This window comes from Streptomyces sp. NPDC021012, from assembly GCF_044333355.1.
Taxonomy (GTDB): domain Bacteria; phylum Actinomycetota; class Actinomycetes; order Streptomycetales; family Streptomycetaceae; genus Streptomyces.
In genome coordinates, this window is sequence record NZ_JBIRQU010000002.1 from 568,358 (window position 1) to 586,403 (window position 18,046).

Below are 18,046 nucleotides of genomic sequence, written 5' to 3' on the forward strand. Positions count from 1 at the left end.
GCCATCTCACCAGGGGACGATACGTGCGAATAGAGCATATTTCGGCCACGGTCCGAGTCCTTCCCACTCGCGAGAAACAGGAAATGGGGAACGATTCGCTGATCGATTCGGTGACCAATGCCTTCTTGCGCATCCGGAGCGACGAGGGGGTCTGCGGATACGGCGAGGCCGCGACTTGGGCACAATTCTCCTCGGAAACACCGGAGGGAATCTGCCAGGTGGCCGAAAACGTCATCGGCCGGATTCTGATCGGCCGGGACGTTCTGGATCTCAACGGCATCACGGCCGCCGTGGACGCCGCCATCGTCGGAAATCCGGGAGCGAAGAGCGCCGTGGAAATGGCGCTCTACGACCTGGCCGCACGCAGCCTCGGCGTCCCCGTCTACACCCTTCTCGGCGGACCGCGCCGCGCCGATCTCGGTCTGTCGTACTCCGTGTCGGCCCAGGACGTGGCCGAGGAGGCGGACCTGGTCCGGGCCCGGTACGAGGAGGGCTACCGGATCTTCAAGGTGAAGACCGGCGTACGGGACTGGCGCACGGACGCGGCCCGGATCGCGTCCCTCGCCGGCCGCCACGACGACATCACCCTCCGGCTCGACTTCAACTGCACGGCGGACCCGCTGACGCTTCCCCGACTCCTTGAAGCGGTGGCGGACATCCCGATCGACTTCGTGGAACAACCCTTCCCGCCCGAGCAGTCGCAGCCGCTGCGCCGTCTGCGGGACTCCTCGGGCGTCCGCCTGTGCGCCGACGAGGGCTGCCGTACGCCCGCCGACGCCCGCCGCCTGCTCGCCGAGGGCTGCTACGACGTCATCAGCCTCAAGATCGGCAAGCTCGGCGGCTACGGCGCCACCGGGCGGATCGCCGCCGCGGCGGCCCTGTCCGGGGTCTACGGCTACGCCGGGGCGTTCGAGGAGTCGCGCCTCGGCACGACCGCAGCGCTGCACCAGATGCTCACCCTGCCCTGCCTGGCCGACGGCTGCGACTACTACTTCTCCCTCGTCATCCTCGATCCCGACCACGGCCCCCAGGGGGGCTTCGAGGTCCGCGACGGACGCCTGAGCCTGCCCTCCGAGCCCGGCCTCGGCGTCACGGTCCCCGACCACTGGTTCGCCTGACCCCCGCCGGCACCGCCGTCACCGGTGCCCGTCCCACGACGTCATCGAACGACTCCCACGTCATCGAACGACTCAACGGAGGACGCGTGACCGCCGCTGTGCAGGACAGTGACACCCTCGAACTCCTCGCTTCGACGCTCGGCGCCCCGCCCGACCACGCCGTCGACCTCTCCGTGGGCGCCCGGCGGGTCAGGCTGCTGAGCAACGATCCCGTCGTCGTCGCCTACGCCGGCGCGGTCCTGGGGCCCGCCGCCCCGCCCGGACCCGGCGCCCGGCCGCCGGACGCCGTCTGTCTGGCGGCGCTCGTCGACCCGCCCGCGCTCGACCGGCTCGACGCGCCCGACGACCGGCCCTCCGAGCCGATCGCCCTGCACCGGGGCCGTACCGGCCGCGTCGAACCGACCGCGTCGGGCCGGTTCCGCATCGTCCGCCTGCCCGGCCGTAGGGACCGCTTCGTCACCGACGCCGCGGCACGGACCGTGCTGTACGCCGGAGTCCGCGACGATCCGAGGGCCGTGCGCGAACCGGTGTGGCTCGCCGAGGCGCTCCTCGCGGCGGTGGCCGCGCAGGACGGTCCGGTGCTCGCGGCGGCGGCCGTGGGCTCCGCCTCGGGGACGGCGCTGCTGCTCGACGACGGGTCAGGGACGGCCGGGGCGGTCCTGCCCCTGCTGTACGGGCACGCCGCGGAGCTGGTGGCGTGGTCGGCCGTACAGCTCACCGCCGTCGAGGGCGAGCCGGACCGGATCCTGGTGCGCGGCCTGCCGGGGCCGTGCGAGGTGCCCGCCCCCTGGGTGCGGCGCAGTCCCGCCCTGAACGGGCGGACCTGTCTGGCCGATCATCCTTCCCTCGCCCTGCCCGGGCCCGGCCCGGGTGGAGAAGACGCGGACGAACACGTCGCGTTCACCGCCGACGAGCTCGTCCGCGCCCTGGGTGCCGCGCGTACCGGACAGGCCCCCCTGACTCTGGTGACCGCCCCCTCCGGGGGTTCTCCCGGGACCGTCCCGGGGGCCGCCCGTGAGGCGGCGCTGCGCCGGGCCGCCTCGGTGGCGGCGGCCCGGTATCCGGCGTGGCACGGCATCGGCCCCGCCCCGGCGGCCGCGGGCGAACGCGTCTCCGGCTCCGTCGTGGCCGCCTTCCCGTGGACGACCGTGCCCGCGTACGACGGTCAGGCCGCCGAGCGGGTGGGCGCCGGGCTGCGGCACCACCGGCTCACGGAGGCCGTGCCCGATCTGCCCGACGCCCGGCGCTGGCCGCGCGCCCCGATGACCGGAACCTGGGTGGCCGTCATGGAGCACCGCCGCCTCGCGCGCGGCATGAGGCTGGAGCGCTGGCAGACCCGCGCGGTGTGCGCGGGCGCCGTGCACGAGCTGATGACCACCCCGGCCCCGCCACCGCCCGGCAGCGACCGGGTCGACGAGGTCGCCTACCTGGGCTTCGCCGCGTTCGACGCGGGGCTGCTCTGCGTCGGGGACGCCGTGCGCGAGGCCGACGGCACCCTCCTGGGCCACGTCCTGGGATTCGACGACACCCATCTGCCGAACCACATGAACGTGGTCCTGCTGTCCGAGGACCAGCGCACCGGGCGCCGGCGCGGGCTGACCCCCGGCGGCGGACTCCACGTCGTGTCACCAGCCGACGTCCGCCCGCCCGAAGGAGGCGAGAACTCATGACCCGCCCGCTCCGGCGGTCTCCCGCGCCCTTCGGGGCGAGCGGGAAGACCGTCCACGCGGTCTGCGTCCGCTGCGGACGCAGCCGCCCGTACGCCGCCGCCGAACCGTCCTGCGACTGCGGCGGACTCCTCGACCCGGTCTACGACCTGAAGGCGGCGACCGTCCACGAGGAGGAGACCGTCCCCGGCGCCCGCTACTTCGATCTGCTCCCCCTGCGCCGGCCCGAGTCCGTCCTGCACATCGGGGACGGCAACACCCCGTGCGTCCACGCCCGCGCCCTCGGCGCGCGCATCGGGCTCGACCGGCTCTATCTGAAGGACGAGACGGGGAACGCGACGCGGACCACCAAGGACCGCATGGCCGCCTGCGTCCTGGCGGTGTTCCAGGAGCTGGGGGTGGACGAGTTCGTGGCCAGTTCCACCGGCAACAGCTCCAGCTCCTTCGCCTGGGGCCTGCCGTTCACCCGGGGCCTGCGGGCCCACCTCTTCGCGGGACGCGACTTCGTCGACCGGCACCAGTACACCGACCACCCCGGGGTCACCCTGCACGTCGTCGACGACGACTTCGTCGGCGCCGCCAAGGCGGGCCGCGCCTACGCCGACGAACACGGCCTGGTCTTCGAGGGCGGATTCTTCAACTCCGCCCGCCGCGAGGGCCTGAAGCTGGCCTACCTGGAGGCGTACGACCAGATGCCCGAGGAGCCGGCGGTGGTCGTGCAGGCCATCAGCAGCGGCATGGGGGTCTACGGCGCGCACAAGGGCGCCCGCGAGTACCTGGAGATGGGCAGGCTGCGGAGGATGCCCCGCTTCGTGTGCGTGCAGCAGCGCAGCTGCGCCCCCATGTGGAACGCCGCCAGGGAAGGCAGCGACCGCATCCTGCCGCACCACGTCCTGCGCCGCCCGCAGGGGCTCGCCAAGGCGATCCTGCGCGGGGACCCCACCAACACCTATCCGCACATGCGCGCCATCACCACCGGGACGGGCGGCTCCTTCGCCGCCGTGTCCGACGCGGAGATGATCGACGCGCGCCGCTGGCTGGCGCAGGACGAGGGCATCGACGTCTGCTTCGCCGCGGCGGCCGCCCTCGCGGGCGCCGCTCAGCTCGCCGCGCGCGGGGAGATCCGGCGCGAGGAACCGGTCCTGGTCAATCTGACCGGCGGCGAGCGGAACGGGACCGCCGATGACTGAGCCGTCGTACGACCCGCGGCACCTGCTCCGCGTCGAGGCCCGGGCGCTGCGCGTCCGGCTGGCCTCGGTACGCGCGGTGCGGGCCGCCCGCTGGGGCTTCCTCGGCTCCTGCCTCTCGGTGGCCGACGTCCTGGCAGTCCTCGCCGAGCGGCTTCGGCTCGCCGGTCCCGGGGAGGAGACCCCCGACCACGACCGGCTCGTCCTGTCCAAGGGGCACGCGGCCCCGGCCCTGTACGCTGCGGTCACCGGCTGGCGGGGGGACGGGAGTTACGCCGCTCCGGGCAGCGCCTACCAGGGGCACCCCAATCTGTCCTTCCTGCCGGCGGTGGGCATGACCAGCGGGTCCCTCGGCCTCGCCGTGCCCGCGGCGGCGGGGCTCGCCCACGGCCTTTCGCTGCTCGGCGGCACGGGGCGCGTCGCCGTGGTCCTGGGCGACGGCGAACTCCAGTCCGGCATCGCCCTGGAGGGGATCCAGTGGGCGGTCCGCGCCGGTCTGCGCAACGTCCTGTTCGTCGTGGACGCCAACGGCTACCAGTCCGGCGGCGCCGTCCCCCCGGGCGACGCCACCCGGCGGATGCTGAGCGCCGCCGCACCCGCGTTCGCCGCCGTGGACGGGCACGACGCTGCACGACTCGACGACACGATCGGCACGTTGCTGAACACCACGGCGGGTCCGGCCGTGCTGTGGGCCGCCACGAAGCGCGGCAGGGGCGTCCCGGCCGTGGAGGAGCGCCCCGTACCGATGAGCTGGATCCCCGACGACGCCGTCCTCGCCGCGGCGGAGGAGCACCTGACCGAGGCCCTGCGGCGGGCCCTCGACCGTCTTGCCCGCCCCGTGACGGGGCCCGCTGTCCCCGGGAGGAGTTCGTGATGCGCACCGGATCGGACGTACTGGTCCACGCCCTGCGCGGCGCGGGAGTGGAGATGTTCTTCGGCCTGCCCGGCGAGTCCACGCTGCCGTGGTACGCCGCCGTGCGCCGTGCCGGGGTGCGGCACGTGATGGCCCGCAGCGAGACCGCCGCGGGGTACATGGCGGACGCCTGCGCCAGGTTCACCGGCGGGGTCGCCGTCGTGGACGCCCCCGGCGGGATCGGCTCCCCGCTGCTCCTGCCCGCCCTGCACGAGGCCTTCAACAGTTCCGTTCCGCTCGTCGCGCTCACCAGTGGCGTCCCCGCGGCGCAGGAGGGCCGGTGGAGCACGGCGGCGTGCCGGCACCAGGAGATGTTCCGGCCGGCGGTGAAGGCCACCCTCGCCGTACCGGACGCGGCCCGGCTGCCGGAGCTGGCCGCCCGCGCGGTCCGCCTCGCGGTCTCGGGGCGCCCAGGACCGGTCCACCTCGACGTACCGTCCGACCTGCTCGCCGCACCGTACGGGGGACCGCTCGAAGTCCCCCTCGACGGAGCCCTCGCGGCCGGACGCTTCCCCGTCCGGATCCGCCCCGACCGCCGGGAGCTGGCCGAGGTGGCGCGCCTGCTCATGACCGCCGAGCGTCCCCTGCTGGTCGCGGGCGGCGGCGTGCAGCTCTCCGGGGCGTACGGGCAACTGGCGGACTTCACCGACCGGTTCGGCATCCCCGTGGGAACGACCTTCAACGGCAAGGGCGTTCTGGCCGAGACCGACCCCCACAGCATCGGCGTCGTCGGCGCGAAGGGGTCGGCGGCCGCCAACGCCCTCGCCGAACGCGCCGACGTGGTGCTGTGGATCGGCAGCAAGGCGGGCGACAAGTCCACAGGGTACGGGCGGCTGCCGGGCCCCGGCGCCGTCTGCGTCCAGGTGGACGTCGACGAGGAGGAGCTCGGCCGCATCCTCACCCCCCGACACGCCCTGCATGCCGACGCGGGGGCTGCCCTGGACGATCTGGGCGAGGCGCTGGACGCGGCCGGGTGGCGGGGCTCGCCCCCTTGGACGGGCACGACGGGCGCCCTGCTCGACCCTCCGCAGGACGGCATCAGCCCGTCGCCCGGCGCCCTCGTCCACGCCCTGACCGAGCTGTGCCCCGACGACACCGCCGTCGTCGCCGACGCGTCCCGCGCATGCAGCTGGGCGGGAGCCCACTTCCGCTGCCGTACGGCCGGGCGGTCCGTGATCGCGCCGCGCGGCAGCGGAAGCATCGGCTACGCGCTGCCCGCGGCGATCGCGACGGCCCTCTCGCGGCCGGAGCGGACCGTCATCGGCATCGGCGGCGACGGCGGGTTCGCGCTGGCCTGCCAGGAGCTGGAGACCGCCGTCCGCACCGGGGCCCGCCTGGTGTTCGTCCTCCTCGACGACAACGCCTTCGGCCTGCTCAACCGGGTGTCCTCGGTCAGCCTGGGCGATCCCCGGCTCGTGGCGTCCTTCGCCCCCACGGACTGGACGGCGGTGGCCCGGGGGTTCGGCTGGCAGGCCCACAGGGTGCGGGACGAGGTGTCCTTCGAGGCCGTCCTCAAGGTGGCGCTCGCGGCCGAGGGTCCGACGCTCGTCCACGTCCCCCTCGCGACGGACGTCGCCTCGCCCGACTTCCGGATGTACACCGAGCGGCAGGCGGGCCGCGGATGAGCGCCCCGGCCTCGGCCGAGACCCAGTTGGAGGCGTTCACGGGCGCCCTGTGCGAGGAGCTCCTCCGGCGGCCCGAGCCGTTCGTCGTCGTCACCTGCGACGCCACGCTCTCCTTCCGGCTCGGGGAGTTCGCCCGGCTCCACCCGGAGCGCGTGGTCGACGCCGGCATCGCCGAGGCCACCGCCGTCGCCGCCGCGTTCGGCCTGGCACGGGCCGGGCTGCGGGTGGTCGTCGCGGGCTTCGCGTCGTTCCTGTCCCTGCGCGCGCTGGAGCCGCTGCGCTCCCTCGTCGCCCTGCACCAGGCCGATGTGACCGTCCTCGCGGGCATGACCGGACTGAGCGCCGGGCGCGACGGCGTGCAGCACCACGCCACCGAGGACGCCGCTCTCGTCCGCGCCCTGCCGGGCGTCGAGGTCGTCGCCCCCTCCGACGCGCCGGGGGCGCGCGCCCTGGCCGCGTACTGCGCCGCCCGTCCGGGACCCCGCTGGGTCCGCCTCGTCCGCCGACCCGTCACGCTCGACCCTCCCGCGGGCACCGCCGAGGCCTGGGCGCCGGCGCGATGGCTCGCCCGGCGGGACGGCCCCGTCCTGCTGTGCGCCCAGGGCGCCCTGTGCGAACAGGCGCAGCGGGCCGCGCGGCTGCTGGGCGAGCGGTACGGGATCGCCGCCTCCGCCCTGGAGATCGGCCGGCTCGCCCCGGCGCCCGACGGGCTCGCCGAGCTGCTCCGGCCGTACTCCCTGGTGCTCGCCTGCGAGGACCAGACCGGCCCTGGCGCGCTCGCCGCCACCCTCGCGGAGGCCCTCGTCACCCGTGAGGCGCACGGGGGTCCGCCGCTCCCCCGGCTCCTGCGCTGCGACCTCACGGCGTCCCCCGGCTCCGGCGACTACGGCGAACTCCTGCACGGCGCGGGACTGACCGCCGAGCTCATCGCCGCCCGAGCCGCCCGCGCGGCCCAAGCCCTCGTCATCGGTCCCGGTACGTCCACAGGAGGAACGGCATGATCCACTGCGCGATCGTCGGAAGCGGCTGGTCCGCCGGGCGGCACGCCCGTGTCCTGCGCCGCGTCGACCGGTCCGAACTCGTCCGTGTCGTCGTCGAACCCGGGCAGCCCACCCGCCTGCCCGCCGTCTTCGGCTCGCCCCGGGTGACGGACCGCCTCGACGACGCCCTCACAGACCCGGACGTCGACGCGGTGATCGTCTGCACGCCTCCGGACACCCATCTGGACATCGCCGAGGCGGTGCTGCGCGCGGGCAAGCACCTCGTGATCGAGAAGCCGGTGGGGCTGCGCCCGGAGCGCATCCCGGCCCTGGAGCGGCTGGCGGCGGAGCGGGGGCTGACGGTGATGGTGCCCTACCACTTCCGGTTCGTCCCCCAGTTGCGGACGCTGCACGAGCGGGTGCGGACGGGCGAGTTCGGCGCCGTCGCCCACGCCTACCACCGCATGTACAGCCTGCGGGACCGGGAGGGCGCCTGGCTGTGGGACGACTCCCGCAGCGGCGGCATCATCATGGAGTCGCTCGTGCACGGCATCGACCAGATCATGTGGATGCTCGACGAGCGGCCCAGTGCCGTGACCGCCATGACCCATCCGGGCCGCAACCAGGTGGCCGACGCGGCGACGGTACTGCTCCGCTTCCCCAGCGGGGCCGTGGGAACCGTCGAGGGCTCCTGGATCAGCGACGCGCACATCCCGTTCGGCAGTCTCGACATCGTGGGCACGGCGGGCTCGGCGGCGTTCGACCGCGGCCGGTTCGACAAGCGGTACTTCCGCACCGAGAGCGCCGCGGCCGACGCGCCGGAGACCCGGGTCGAGGTCCTCGACGACGACGACGCCGGATTCGTCGGCCTGCACGAGCACTTCGCCGAGTGCTGCGCGAGCGGCAAGCCGCCCCGCGCGGCCGGCCTCGGCGAGGCGCATGCGGCGGCCCTGGTCGCCGCCCTCGCCGTCGAGGCCGCCCGCTCGGGCCGTCAGCTGCCGGTCACCGGCCTGCCGCCGGAAGCTCCCTGACGAAGACGCGCTCGGGCCGCAGCCTCACCGTCACCCGTTCGGCGCCGGTGTCGTCCGGGTAGGCGCGGCCCTTGTACCTCATCGACAACTTCTGGATGAGTTCCGCGGCGTCCTCCTCCTGGAGGACGACCGTGCCTTCCAGCGACACGTACGAGTTCGGGTTGTCCCGGGGGTACACCAGCAGCGTGGCCCGGGGGTCCCGGGCCAGGTGCCGGTACTTGATCCGGTCGCGCAGCGTGCTGACGAGGACCTCGTCCCCGTCGGTCGCGCACCACACCACCGAGAGGTGCGGCTGCCCCTCCGGTCTCAGGGTCGCGAAGACCGCGAAGGCCCTGTCGTCGATCCATGTGCGCGCGATCTCGGGAATGGCGTCGTCCAGCACAGGCTCTCCTTCGTCCCAGTTCGCTCAAGGCTGCCGGACTTCACCCGGCTTCTGTCGTTCCGCCCCGGGAACCCAGCGTGGCCGGGTCCGGCGCGGCTCGCAAGAACGCCTCGCGCCCTCGCGCAGGACGTCCTGATCGATGCGGTCCACCAGGAACAGCAGCGCGAGACAGCCCAGTACGGCGACGAACGCGGCCGACAGCAGTCCCGGGACGAACGATCCCGTCGCTCCCTTCAGGTAGCCGATCACCAGCGGGGAGGTGATGCCGGCGATGCCGGAGAACGTGTTCTGGACGCTCTGGAGCGTGCCCGCCACCGACGATCCGGGCGGCGAGATGTCGGCGGGGATCGTCAGCAGGACGGACGTCGCGAACGACACCCCGGCGAAGGACAGCGACAGCAGGGCGAGGGCCGCTCCGGCCCCCGGGACGACCGCCGCCGCCCCCACCGAGGCCGAGACCAGCAGGCCTCCCGCGCCGCAGCTCTTCCGGGCGAAGGTGACCGTCCTGCCGCGGCGCACCAGGGCGTCCGAGACCCATCCGCCGAGCCAGTTCCCCGCGACGGCCGCCAGCGCGGGAACCGCCCCGAGGAGGCCGAACTTGAGCAGGGTGAACCCCCGGGCGTCGATGAGGTACGAGGGGAACCACGTGATGAAGAAGTAGATGACGTACGACTGGGCGACGACGGCGACGACCGCGCCCCAGACCGTCCGGCTGCGTAACAGCGTGCTCCATCCGGGGTTCGCCGTCGCGTCCCGTGCCGTGCCGTCCCCCGCCGGGTCGGGTCTGTCGATCCGGCGCAGCTCCGCCTCGGACACGCCGGGGTGGCGGGCCGGTTCGTCGCGGAACAAGCGCCACCACACCGCCGTCCAGATCACGCCGGCGAGCCCCACCACGGCGAAGGCCAGCCGCCAGCCCAGCCCGGCGATCAGCGCGGAGAACACGGGGATGGCGAGCAGGGTGCCCACCCGGGCCCCGCTGTCGTAGACCCCGCTCGCCAGCGCCCGTTCGTCCCGGGGGAACCAGCGCTCCACACAGCTGGTCGCCGCGGGGAAGAGGGCCGCCTGCGCGACGCCGAGGAGCAGCCGGAACCCGAGCAGCCAGGCGCCGGTGGCCGCCAGGCCGGTGAGCGCGGTGGCCAGGGACCAGCTCAGCGCGGCGACGGCCAGTACCGCGCGTGCGCCCAGCCGGTCGACCAGGCGCCCGGTCGGTATCTGGAAGGCGGCGTACGTCCAGAAGAAGGCTCCGAGGATCAGACCCGACACGCCGTCGTCGAGGCCGAGGTCGCGCGAGACGGCCGGAAGGGCCACGGACAGGCTCGACCGGTCGATGTAGTTGATCACCACGGCCGCGAACAGCAGCGTCACGACCTGCCACCGGATCCGGCTGCCCCGTGAAGCGCCCGGACCGCCGTCCGTGTCGTTCGTCTCCCGCAACGGTGGACCTCCCGCGTCGGTGTGACATCCTCCCGGCAGTATCTCCGGGCCCGGGGGATCCGACACCCCGCCCACCGTGCGTGAACAGGCCGTTCGCGGGCGGGGCGGCAGGCCCGGTAGGGGGATCAGACCGGTGCGGTCTCCGGCGGCCGTACGGCCGGATGGCCCACCCGGGCCAGCGCCGCGACCGCGGCGGCGGACGCCAGGCCGAGGGAGGCCAGCATTCCCCACACCAGGAACTCCTCGTGGCGCGCGGCGTCCCACAGGGCGCCGACGGCGAAGTTGCCGCCGGTGATGCCCAGGCCCGAGACGGTGCTGTAGAGCCCGTAGTGCGTGGCGACGAGGCGGCCCCTGGCCATCGCCACCACCATGTCCATCTCGAAGGGGTAGACCACGGCCGATCCCGTGGCGAGGAGCACCGCCGCCACGCCCAGGCAGCCGCTCCTGGCCGCGACGGTCCCCTGGGGGAACAGCGCGAGCGGGACGAACGCAAGACCTATGAGCGAGAGGCCCCGTACGAGTGCCTGCCGGACGCTCCACCGGTGTTTCACCCACGCGGTCAGGCGCAGCTGCCCGACGACGGCCACGGCCGAGGACACGACGAAGAGTCCGCCGGTGACGAGGGGGCCGTCGGTGCCGAGCGTCTCGGCGGCGACGAGCGGAAGGGCCATGTAGGTCTGGAAGGCCAGGACGGAGGAGCCGGCCATGGCCACGGCGAACAGGACGAAGGGCCGGTTGGCGGCCACCTCCCGCCATTGCGCGGCGACCCCGCCCGGCGCGGTGCCGGTCTCCGGGCCGCGCCGGGCGGGCAGGGCCCGCCACTGGAGCACCGAGAGGCCGGCGAACACCGCGGCCGCGACGGCGCACACCAGACGGAAGTCGACGGCCAGCAGGCCGAGCCCGACGACCGGTCCGAGGAGCATCCCGGCCTGGTAGTAGACGTTGAAGACGGCGAAGGCGTCGACGCGCCGCTCCCCCGCCTCGGCGGCCAGGTAGGCGCGGCCGGCGGGGTTGAACAGGGCGCTGGCGAAGCCGGTGGCGAGGGAGGCGAGGATCAGCGCGGGGAGGCTCTCCACCCAGCCCAGCATCCCGAAGCCCACGGTCCGCAGGAGGCAGCCCGCCAGGATCGGCGCCTTGTACCCCACCCGGTCGGCGATCGTGCCGCCGAGGAGGTACATGCCCTGCTGGGAGAAGTGGCGCAGGCCGAGGACGAGGCCCACGGCCCAGGCGGCGAGGCCGAGATCGCCCGCCAGGTGGGAGGCGAGGTACGGCATCAGCATGTTGAAGCCGAGGTTGATCGCGAACTGGTTCGCCATGAGCAGCCGCACGGTCGGCGGGAAGGAGAGCGTCTGCCTCCAGAGTCGTCTCATCGGAGTCGCCGGCTCGCCCTCGGCACCACGCACCGGCTACCGCCGGTGATCGGACTGGCATTCATGGATGCCGAGAGTAGTGAACGCGGTGGCGTCGGAGACGCTCTCGTGCGGCGCGGGCGCATGATGGCGCGAAGTCGCCACTTGCCGCTCCCGCATGGACGGTCCGCCGCTGAACGAGCACCCCGTCGAACTTCGAACGGAGGGCCGCCAGGCGCCAGTCGTGCGGGGGAGCGCTCGCCGTCACGATCAAGCCGTTCCGGGGGCGCGGGGCATGGCCCGGCGGGCGGCGGGGCACCGATGCCCGCGTGCCCATGACGGACGAGACACAGCGATTCACGGCCCTGTCGGCGCGGCTGACGGGCTTCGCCGCGGAGGACCTGGCGGCCACCGGACTCATCGAGGCCTACCGGGCGGTGGCGGAGCAGGAGCTCGGCTCCGAGCGGTACGGGCGGCTGCTGCGGGAGCTGGAGGAGATAACCGAACTCCCGCCGCCCGGAGGCGAGTCGGCGGCGGGGGCTCGGGCGGTCGCGTACCTCTGGTACACGGGCAGCTGGCCGGGCCCGCCGCCGAGACTGGTCTCCCCGCGCGCCTACGCCGAGGGCCTGGTGTGGAAGGCGGCCGGTCTGACGGCCCCCGCCGCCGCTCCCGGAGGGTACGGGAGTTGGGCCGAGGGGGGCGCGCGGTGACGCGGTACGACGTGATCGTGGTGGGTGCGGGTGTCGCCGGCTCGCTCGTCGCGCACCGGCTCGGGCGGCGCGGCCGGCGCGTGCTCGTCCTGGAGGCGGGCGCGGCGGACCCCGGCGGCCGCGGACCGGCCGCCGATCCGCTCACCGCGTACCTGACGGCCGCCGGGAGGCTGCCGGGGTCGCCGTACCGGCCCCGTCCGGAGGCCTCCGCGCCGGAGGTCTCGGACCTCGTCGGCACGGACGGGCCCTCGGGGTTCCGGGCGGCCGGTCATCTGCTGCAGGACGGCCCGCTCCCGTACGCCAGCGGGTACGTCCGCGCCAACGGCGGCACCGGCAACGTCTGGACCGGTCTCGCGCCCCGCATGCTGCCGGAGGACTTCGACACCGGGTCCTTCGGGTACGGGCGGAGCTGGCCGCTCACGTACGACGAGCTCGAACCCCACTACCGGGCGGCCGAGGAGCACCTGGGCGTGGCCGCCGACGCCGACGAGCAGCGCGCGCGGCTCGGTCTGCGCTTCCCCGAGGGCTACGTCTTCCCCATGCGGCCCCTGCCCGCCGCCCGGCTTGACCGCCTCCTCGCGGCCCGTCTCGACGGCAGGCGCGTCAAGGACCCCGTGGCGCTGCGGGAGGTCGAGCTGAGGGTGGTCGGCACCCCGCACGCGCGCAACGGCGTCCCCGATCCCCGGTACGACGGCGGCCGCGGCTACGTTCCGCGCGGGCGGGGCGGGCGGCCGGATCCGGGCAGCCGGTGCGTGGGCAACGCGAGCTGCATCCCGTACTGCCCGTCGCATGCGAAGTACACCCCGCTCAAGACCCAGGGGCGGTGGAGCGCTTCGGTGACGCTCCGGGACCGGTCCGTGGTCAGCCGGGTCCTCGTCGACGGGCGGGGGCGCGCCACGGGCGTGGAGTACCGTTCGTACGACGGCGAGGCGTCCGTGGCGCATGCCGATGTCGTCGTGCTCGCCGCGCACGCGGTGGAGAACGCCCGGCTGCTGCTCCTGTCGGGGCTCGCGGACGGCAGCGGTCAGCTCGGCCGCAACCTGATGGACCATCCGGTGCTGCTGACCTGGGGGCTGCTGCCCGGGGGCGAGCATGCCGGGTCGTACCGGGGTCCCGGCTCCGTCTCCGGCTTCGAGGGCTTCCGCGCCGGTCCGGAGCGTCGGCTGCGGGCGCCGTTCCGCGTCGAGTTCGGGACGTGGGGCTGGACCTGGGCGAAGGGTCCGGTCGAGACGGACGTGGAGCACTTCCTCGGCGAACGGGGTCTTCTCGGGGCGGAGTTGAGGGAGGCGGTCGGGGACAGGCTCCGCCGCCAGTTCGCCCTCCAGTTCGAGATGGAGCAGGGTGCCGACCCCGCGAACCGGGTCACGCTCCACCCCTCCGAGCGTGATGCGCTGGGCCTCCCCCGGCCCCTGGTCACCTATGACCTCGACGAGCACGTCAAGGAGGGGATGGCCGCCGCCCGGGCCGTCTCGGAGCAGGTCTTCGAGCTGCTCGGCGCCGAGGACCACACGGACTACGCGCCGCCGGCGGCCTGGCCGGGCCGCTTCGAGCACCGTGGCCGCACGTACGGCTACCGGGGGGCCGGTCATGCCGCCGGCACCCACATCATGGGCGACTCGCCCGCCACGTCGGTGGTGGACGCCTGGCAGCGCTGCTGGGACCACCCGGGCCTGTACGCGGTCGGCTGCGGCAGCATGCCCTCGGTGGCCACGTCCAATCCGACGCTGACGATGGCCGCGCTGGCGCTGCGCAGCGCCGAGCGCGTCGAGGCGGACCTGACGGCCCGCGACCGCCCCCTCACCCTCCTCGACCCGACCGCCCCAGGAGCCCCCGCATGAGCCCGCTTCCGCTGCCTCCCGTGCCCGAGCCCTTCCAGCTCCCCTTCCACTACGGGGCCCTGCACCAGGTCGGTGTCGACTGGCTGGTCGATCCGGACCCGGTCCGCGCGCTGCTGTCCAAGTACCATCCGGACCTGACGGCGGCGACGTTCGACGACGGACGGGCACTGGTCTCCCTCAACTACCAGTTGTACTTCGCGCAGTACGCGTTCGGCGGCGGCGTCACCCAGGAGATCGAGTTCAACGTCATCGCCTTCCCGACGGCCGAGGCGGACCGCCTGCCGCGGCTGACCTACGCCGAGTACGCGCGGGGCTGGGACCAGACGAAGCTCCTGGGCATCGCCCGGCTCCACGTCGTGTGCGACAACCCGTTCGCGATCAGGGCCGGACGCGAGCTCTACGCGGAGCCCAAGTACCCCGGCTGGTTCGAGGTCGACCTGCCGTCCCTCAACGGGCCCGAAGGCCGGACGTGGACCGTGCGGTGCAAAGCCGCCGGGGTCGGCCCGGACGAGAGTCTGGAGAAGGGCACGGCCCCCCTGCTCGACCTCACGGCGCGACTGGACGGCCTGACCGCCGTCGCCGCCAACTCCGCCCCGGTCACCGGCTACGGAACCGACCGCGAGGGCCGTCTGCTCGCCGGGCCGATGAACGTCTACCAGCCCTACGGCTGGTACGACCTGAGCGCCCCCGGGCACTCCGGGCGCACCCTCCTCGCGGTGCACGCCCCGGACGGCGACCTGGGCCGCGACCTCCGCACCGTCCTGCCGGACGGCGCCCCGGCCGCCGGCGCCTGGACCTTCCAGTCGGCGCCGGTGGCCGCCCACAACCGCCCGTACTACCCGGGGAGGGTCACCGGAGTTCGGTGAGGGCGCGGTCGAGGGTGTCGGCGAAGAAGTCGGCGGCCGCGCGGTCGATGCACAGGGGCGGCTTGATCTTGAGGACGTTCTGGTGGTCGCCGGTCGGCTGGACGATGACTCCCAGGTCGAGCATGCGGTCGCAGAGTTCCGTGGTCTCCTCGGGGGCGGGTTCGAGGGTGACGCGGTCGCGTACGAGCTCGACGCCGAGGTAGAGGCCGGCTCCGTGGACGGCGCCGACGAGGGGGTGGCGTTCCGCGAGTTCCTCGAGGCGGGCCTTGAGGTGGGTGCCGACGCGGACCGCGTTGCCCTGGAGGTCCTCGTCCCGGAGGGTGTCGAGGACGGTGAGGCCGGCGACGCTGGAGACGGGGCTGCCACCGGTGGAGGAGAAGAAGTACCCCTGGTCGCGGTACCTCTCGGCCACGGCCCGCGAGGTGATCACCGCGCCGAGCGGGTGGCCGTTGCCCATCGCCTTGGCGACGGTGACGATGTCGGGGATCACGCCCTGCTGCTCGAATCCCCAGAACCAGGAGCCGAGGCGGCCGTATCCGACCTGGATCTCGTCCGCGACGGTCAGTCCGCCGTGGCGCCGCACCGCCGCGTACACCTGGGCGAGGTACCGGTCGGGCAGCGCGACGGCGCCGGCGTTGCCGTAGAAGGACTCGCTGATGAACGCGCCCGGCGCCCGGCCCGCCGCCGCGAGCTCCTCGACGGCCCGGACGGCTTCGGTCGCGTAGGCCTTCGCGTCCTCGCCGCGGTGGCGCCCCCGGTAGGGGTTGGGCGAGTCCACGGTGTGGACCCAGTCGGGCCTGCTGGCGAGGGCGTTGGGGTTGTCGGCGATCGAGGTGGACACGGCGTCCGAGGCGTACGTCCAGCCGTGGTACGCCTCGCGCAGGGCGACGACGTCGTGGCGGCCGGTGGCTCCGATGGCCAGCCGGACGGCCAGATCGACCGCCTCCGAGCCGGAGTTGACGAGGAACACCGTGTCGAGCGGCGCGGGCAGCAGGGCGGCGAGCCGTTCGGAGAACTCGACGACCGCCGCGTAGTGGAACCGGGAGTTGGTGTTCAGACGCCGCAACTGCCGTGCCACGGCCCGCTCGACGCGGGGATGGGCGTGGCCCAGCGGGGTGACGTTGTTGACCATGTCGAGGTAGGCGCGGCCGTCGGTGGAGGCCAGGTGGTGGCGCCAACCGCGTTCGATCCGGGGCGGGTTGCCGTAGTAGTGCTCCTGCACCGTGGCGAACGCGGCGTCGCGACGGGCGAGCAGGTCCTCCTGGGACCGGCCGTCGGTGGTCGGCGCGCCGACGAGGGGCGCGGGGTCGGCGGTGAGCGCCAGCCAGCCCGCGGCGTACTCGGGCCTGACCAGGGCGGGGACCTCGGGCCCGTGCCGGTGCCGGAGGGTGAGGCGCAGGCGGGTGCGGGAGGGCAGGGCGGCCAGCCGGTCGCCGGCGCGCAGCGCGGTGCCGGCGGGCGGGCAGGAGGTGGCGGCGTCGTTCCACGCCAGATCGAGGAGGAGCGGGGAGCCGCAGGTGAGGGTGGCCCGGCCGGGTGACGCGTGGACGATCTCGCCGTCGTGCGGGGCCCGGAGCTCCGAGGGGGCGCCGAGCCAGAGGTCGATGCCGGTGGGGACCGTCGCCGGCGAGTCGGCCGACAGCACGGTGGAGGCGCTCAGGCGCGGCTGCGCGTAGGCGGTGGTCACGGCGTCGGCGCCGCGGTCGAGCAGCTCGGCCGCCAGCCGGTCCTCCGTGCCGGGCTCCAGCCAGGCGCCGTGGTCCAGCGCGTCGGACTCGGCGGAGAGGTCGAGCGGCTCCGTACCGGATGCGGCGAGGTCCGCCACGAGCGGTCCGAAGGCCGGGAGGGAGGGGGCCGGTCGCCGGGGCGATCCGAGCGCGTCGGCGATCAGGCCGGTCATCACGGCCGTGGGCACCTCGGTGGCCTGCTCGAAGATCCGCCGTTCCCGGTCCAGTGCCGCGTTCACATAGGCGTTGTCCCCGTCGACGGCGGCCTGCTGGCGGCCGCTGACGACGAGGGCGGCGGCGCGCAGCACGACGAGCGGCCAGAGCGCCTCGGTCTCGTCGGCGGACAGGGGGCGGACGGCGTGGAAGGCCCGGACGGCGGGGAGCACGTGGTGGGGTTCGGCGCCGCTGTGGTGCAGCACGGACGACAGCGTCACCGCGAGCTCGGAGACGGCCCAGGTGTGCGTCAGGTCGCCGAAGTCGATGATCCCGTCGGGGACGGGGAGCGGGCTGCCCGTCGAGCGGATCAGGTTGTCGTCGGTGAGGTCCAGGTGCACGGCCTGGCGGGGCAGCCCGTCGCCGACCTCGCGCACGAGGGCCCAGGCTTCGGCGGTGGCGGCCTCGACGGCGGCGCGGTGGGCGGGGTCCGGCACGTGGCGGAGCAGCAGGTCCACGACCCGGTCCGCGTGCCGCATGTCCCACTGGAGGACGCGGTCGAGTCCGGGGTGCCGGAAGTCGCGGAGCGTGGTGCTCACCCGGCCGGCCACGGCCCCCATCGCCGCCACCGTGCGCGGCGGGAGGTGGCGGGGCCCGGAGAGGGCCCCTCCGGGCAGGTGGCGCAGCAGGCGCGCGGTGAGCGGTCCTTCGGCGGTGTCGACCGTGGCGGCCTGCCGCGCGCCGTCGCGGTCGCGGAGGACGGTCGCCACGCGCAGGGCGGGGTCGGCGGCGGCGATGAGGTCGGCGGCGGCGTCCTGGGCCTCGATCTCGGTCGTGCTGAACGCCGGGTTGGCGATCTTGAGTACGGCGGCGGGCGCCCCGTCCGGTCCGCGCAGCAGGAAGTTGGTGTCCTGCTGGCTGCCCAGCGATTCGGCGTGCGCGGCGAGCCCGAAGACCTCGGCGGCGATGCGCCGCGCGTCGGTCTCCGTCACCCGCGGGGCCGGCAGTGCCTCGCGGGCGAAGAAGTCGACGCCGGATGACTGGGGAGAGGGCATGGCTGGTCTGG

14 protein-coding genes are annotated in these 18,046 nt (G+C 74.4%); 10 read left to right on the forward strand and 4 right to left on the reverse strand.

Features of this window, described 5'->3' with window-relative positions; genetic code table 11:
• Positions 1-83: 83 nt before the first annotated feature.
• The 7 genes from ACH4TP_RS07930 to ACH4TP_RS07960 all read left to right on the forward strand — a co-directional run bounded on the left by ACH4TP_RS07930 (position 84) and on the right by ACH4TP_RS07960 (position 8,521).
• Positions 84-1,118, forward strand: a complete 1,035-nt coding sequence (locus ACH4TP_RS07930; protein ID WP_398179322.1) for a mandelate racemase/muconate lactonizing enzyme family protein — start codon at positions 84-86, stop codon at positions 1,116-1,118.
• Positions 1,119-1,204: 86 nt separating this feature from the next.
• Positions 1,205-2,788 carry a DUF6917 domain-containing protein gene (locus ACH4TP_RS07935; RefSeq protein ID WP_398436423.1) on the forward strand — a complete coding sequence of 528 codons (1,584 nt, stop codon included), beginning with the start codon at positions 1,205-1,207 and terminating at the stop codon, positions 2,786-2,788.
• Positions 2,785-3,975, forward strand: coding sequence for a pyridoxal-phosphate dependent enzyme (locus ACH4TP_RS07940; protein ID WP_398436424.1), 1,191 nt, complete (start codon positions 2,785-2,787; stop codon positions 3,973-3,975). Before ACH4TP_RS07935 ends, ACH4TP_RS07940 begins: the two co-directional genes overlap by 4 nt.
• Positions 3,968-4,846: a hypothetical protein gene (locus ACH4TP_RS07945; protein ID WP_398436426.1), complete on the forward strand. Its 879-nt coding sequence runs from the start codon at positions 3,968-3,970 to the stop codon at positions 4,844-4,846. Before ACH4TP_RS07940 ends, ACH4TP_RS07945 begins: the two co-directional genes overlap by 8 nt.
• Positions 4,846-6,510: a thiamine pyrophosphate-binding protein gene (locus ACH4TP_RS07950; RefSeq protein WP_398436428.1), complete on the forward strand. Its 1,665-nt coding sequence runs from the start codon at positions 4,846-4,848 to the stop codon at positions 6,508-6,510. The genes ACH4TP_RS07945 and ACH4TP_RS07950 overlap by 1 nt, the downstream gene beginning before the upstream one ends.
• Positions 6,507-7,511, forward strand: coding sequence for a hypothetical protein (locus ACH4TP_RS07955; protein ID WP_398436430.1), 1,005 nt, complete (start codon positions 6,507-6,509; stop codon positions 7,509-7,511). Before ACH4TP_RS07950 ends, ACH4TP_RS07955 begins: the two co-directional genes overlap by 4 nt.
• A complete protein-coding gene (locus ACH4TP_RS07960) occupies positions 7,508-8,521 on the forward strand; it encodes a Gfo/Idh/MocA family protein (protein WP_398436433.1) in 1,014 nt (337 codons plus the stop codon). The genes ACH4TP_RS07955 and ACH4TP_RS07960 overlap by 4 nt, the downstream gene beginning before the upstream one ends.
• Here the strand turns inward: ACH4TP_RS07960 and ACH4TP_RS07965 are convergent.
• From ACH4TP_RS07965 to ACH4TP_RS07975, 3 genes are all read right to left on the reverse strand, one after another.
• A complete protein-coding gene (locus ACH4TP_RS07965; protein ID WP_398179301.1) occupies positions 8,493-8,903 on the reverse strand; it encodes a PPOX class F420-dependent oxidoreductase in 411 nt (136 codons plus the stop codon). The genes ACH4TP_RS07960 and ACH4TP_RS07965 overlap by 29 nt on opposite strands.
• A gap of 24 nt (positions 8,904-8,927) precedes the next feature.
• On the reverse strand, positions 8,928-10,337 hold the full coding sequence (locus ACH4TP_RS07970; protein WP_398436435.1) for an MFS transporter: 1,410 nt from the start codon (positions 10,335-10,337) through the stop codon (positions 8,928-8,930).
• Positions 10,338-10,462: 125 nt separating this feature from the next.
• On the reverse strand, positions 10,463-11,707 hold the full coding sequence (locus tag ACH4TP_RS07975) for an MFS transporter (protein WP_398436437.1): 1,245 nt from the start codon (positions 11,705-11,707) through the stop codon (positions 10,463-10,465).
• A 314-nt stretch (positions 11,708-12,021) separates the two neighbouring features.
• On the opposite strand from ACH4TP_RS07975, the gene ACH4TP_RS07980 reads away from it, so the two are divergent.
• From ACH4TP_RS07980 to ACH4TP_RS07990, 3 genes are read left to right on the forward strand one after another with little or no spacing between them, the layout of a single operon-like run.
• Complete coding sequence (locus ACH4TP_RS07980) at positions 12,022-12,396, forward strand: hypothetical protein (protein WP_398179292.1); 375 nt, start codon at positions 12,022-12,024, stop codon at positions 12,394-12,396.
• A complete protein-coding gene (locus ACH4TP_RS07985; protein WP_398436438.1) occupies positions 12,393-14,234 on the forward strand; it encodes a GMC family oxidoreductase in 1,842 nt (613 codons plus the stop codon). Before ACH4TP_RS07980 ends, ACH4TP_RS07985 begins: the two co-directional genes overlap by 4 nt.
• Positions 14,231-15,100 carry a hypothetical protein gene (locus ACH4TP_RS07990; RefSeq protein WP_398436441.1) on the forward strand — a complete coding sequence of 290 codons (870 nt, stop codon included), beginning with the start codon at positions 14,231-14,233 and terminating at the stop codon, positions 15,098-15,100. The genes ACH4TP_RS07985 and ACH4TP_RS07990 overlap by 4 nt, the downstream gene beginning before the upstream one ends.
• Here the strand turns inward: ACH4TP_RS07990 and ACH4TP_RS07995 are convergent.
• Positions 15,084-18,035, reverse strand: a complete 2,952-nt coding sequence (locus tag ACH4TP_RS07995; RefSeq protein WP_398436443.1) for an aminotransferase — start codon at positions 18,033-18,035, stop codon at positions 15,084-15,086. The genes ACH4TP_RS07990 and ACH4TP_RS07995 overlap by 17 nt on opposite strands.
• Between the last annotated feature and the right edge of the window lie 11 nt (positions 18,036-18,046).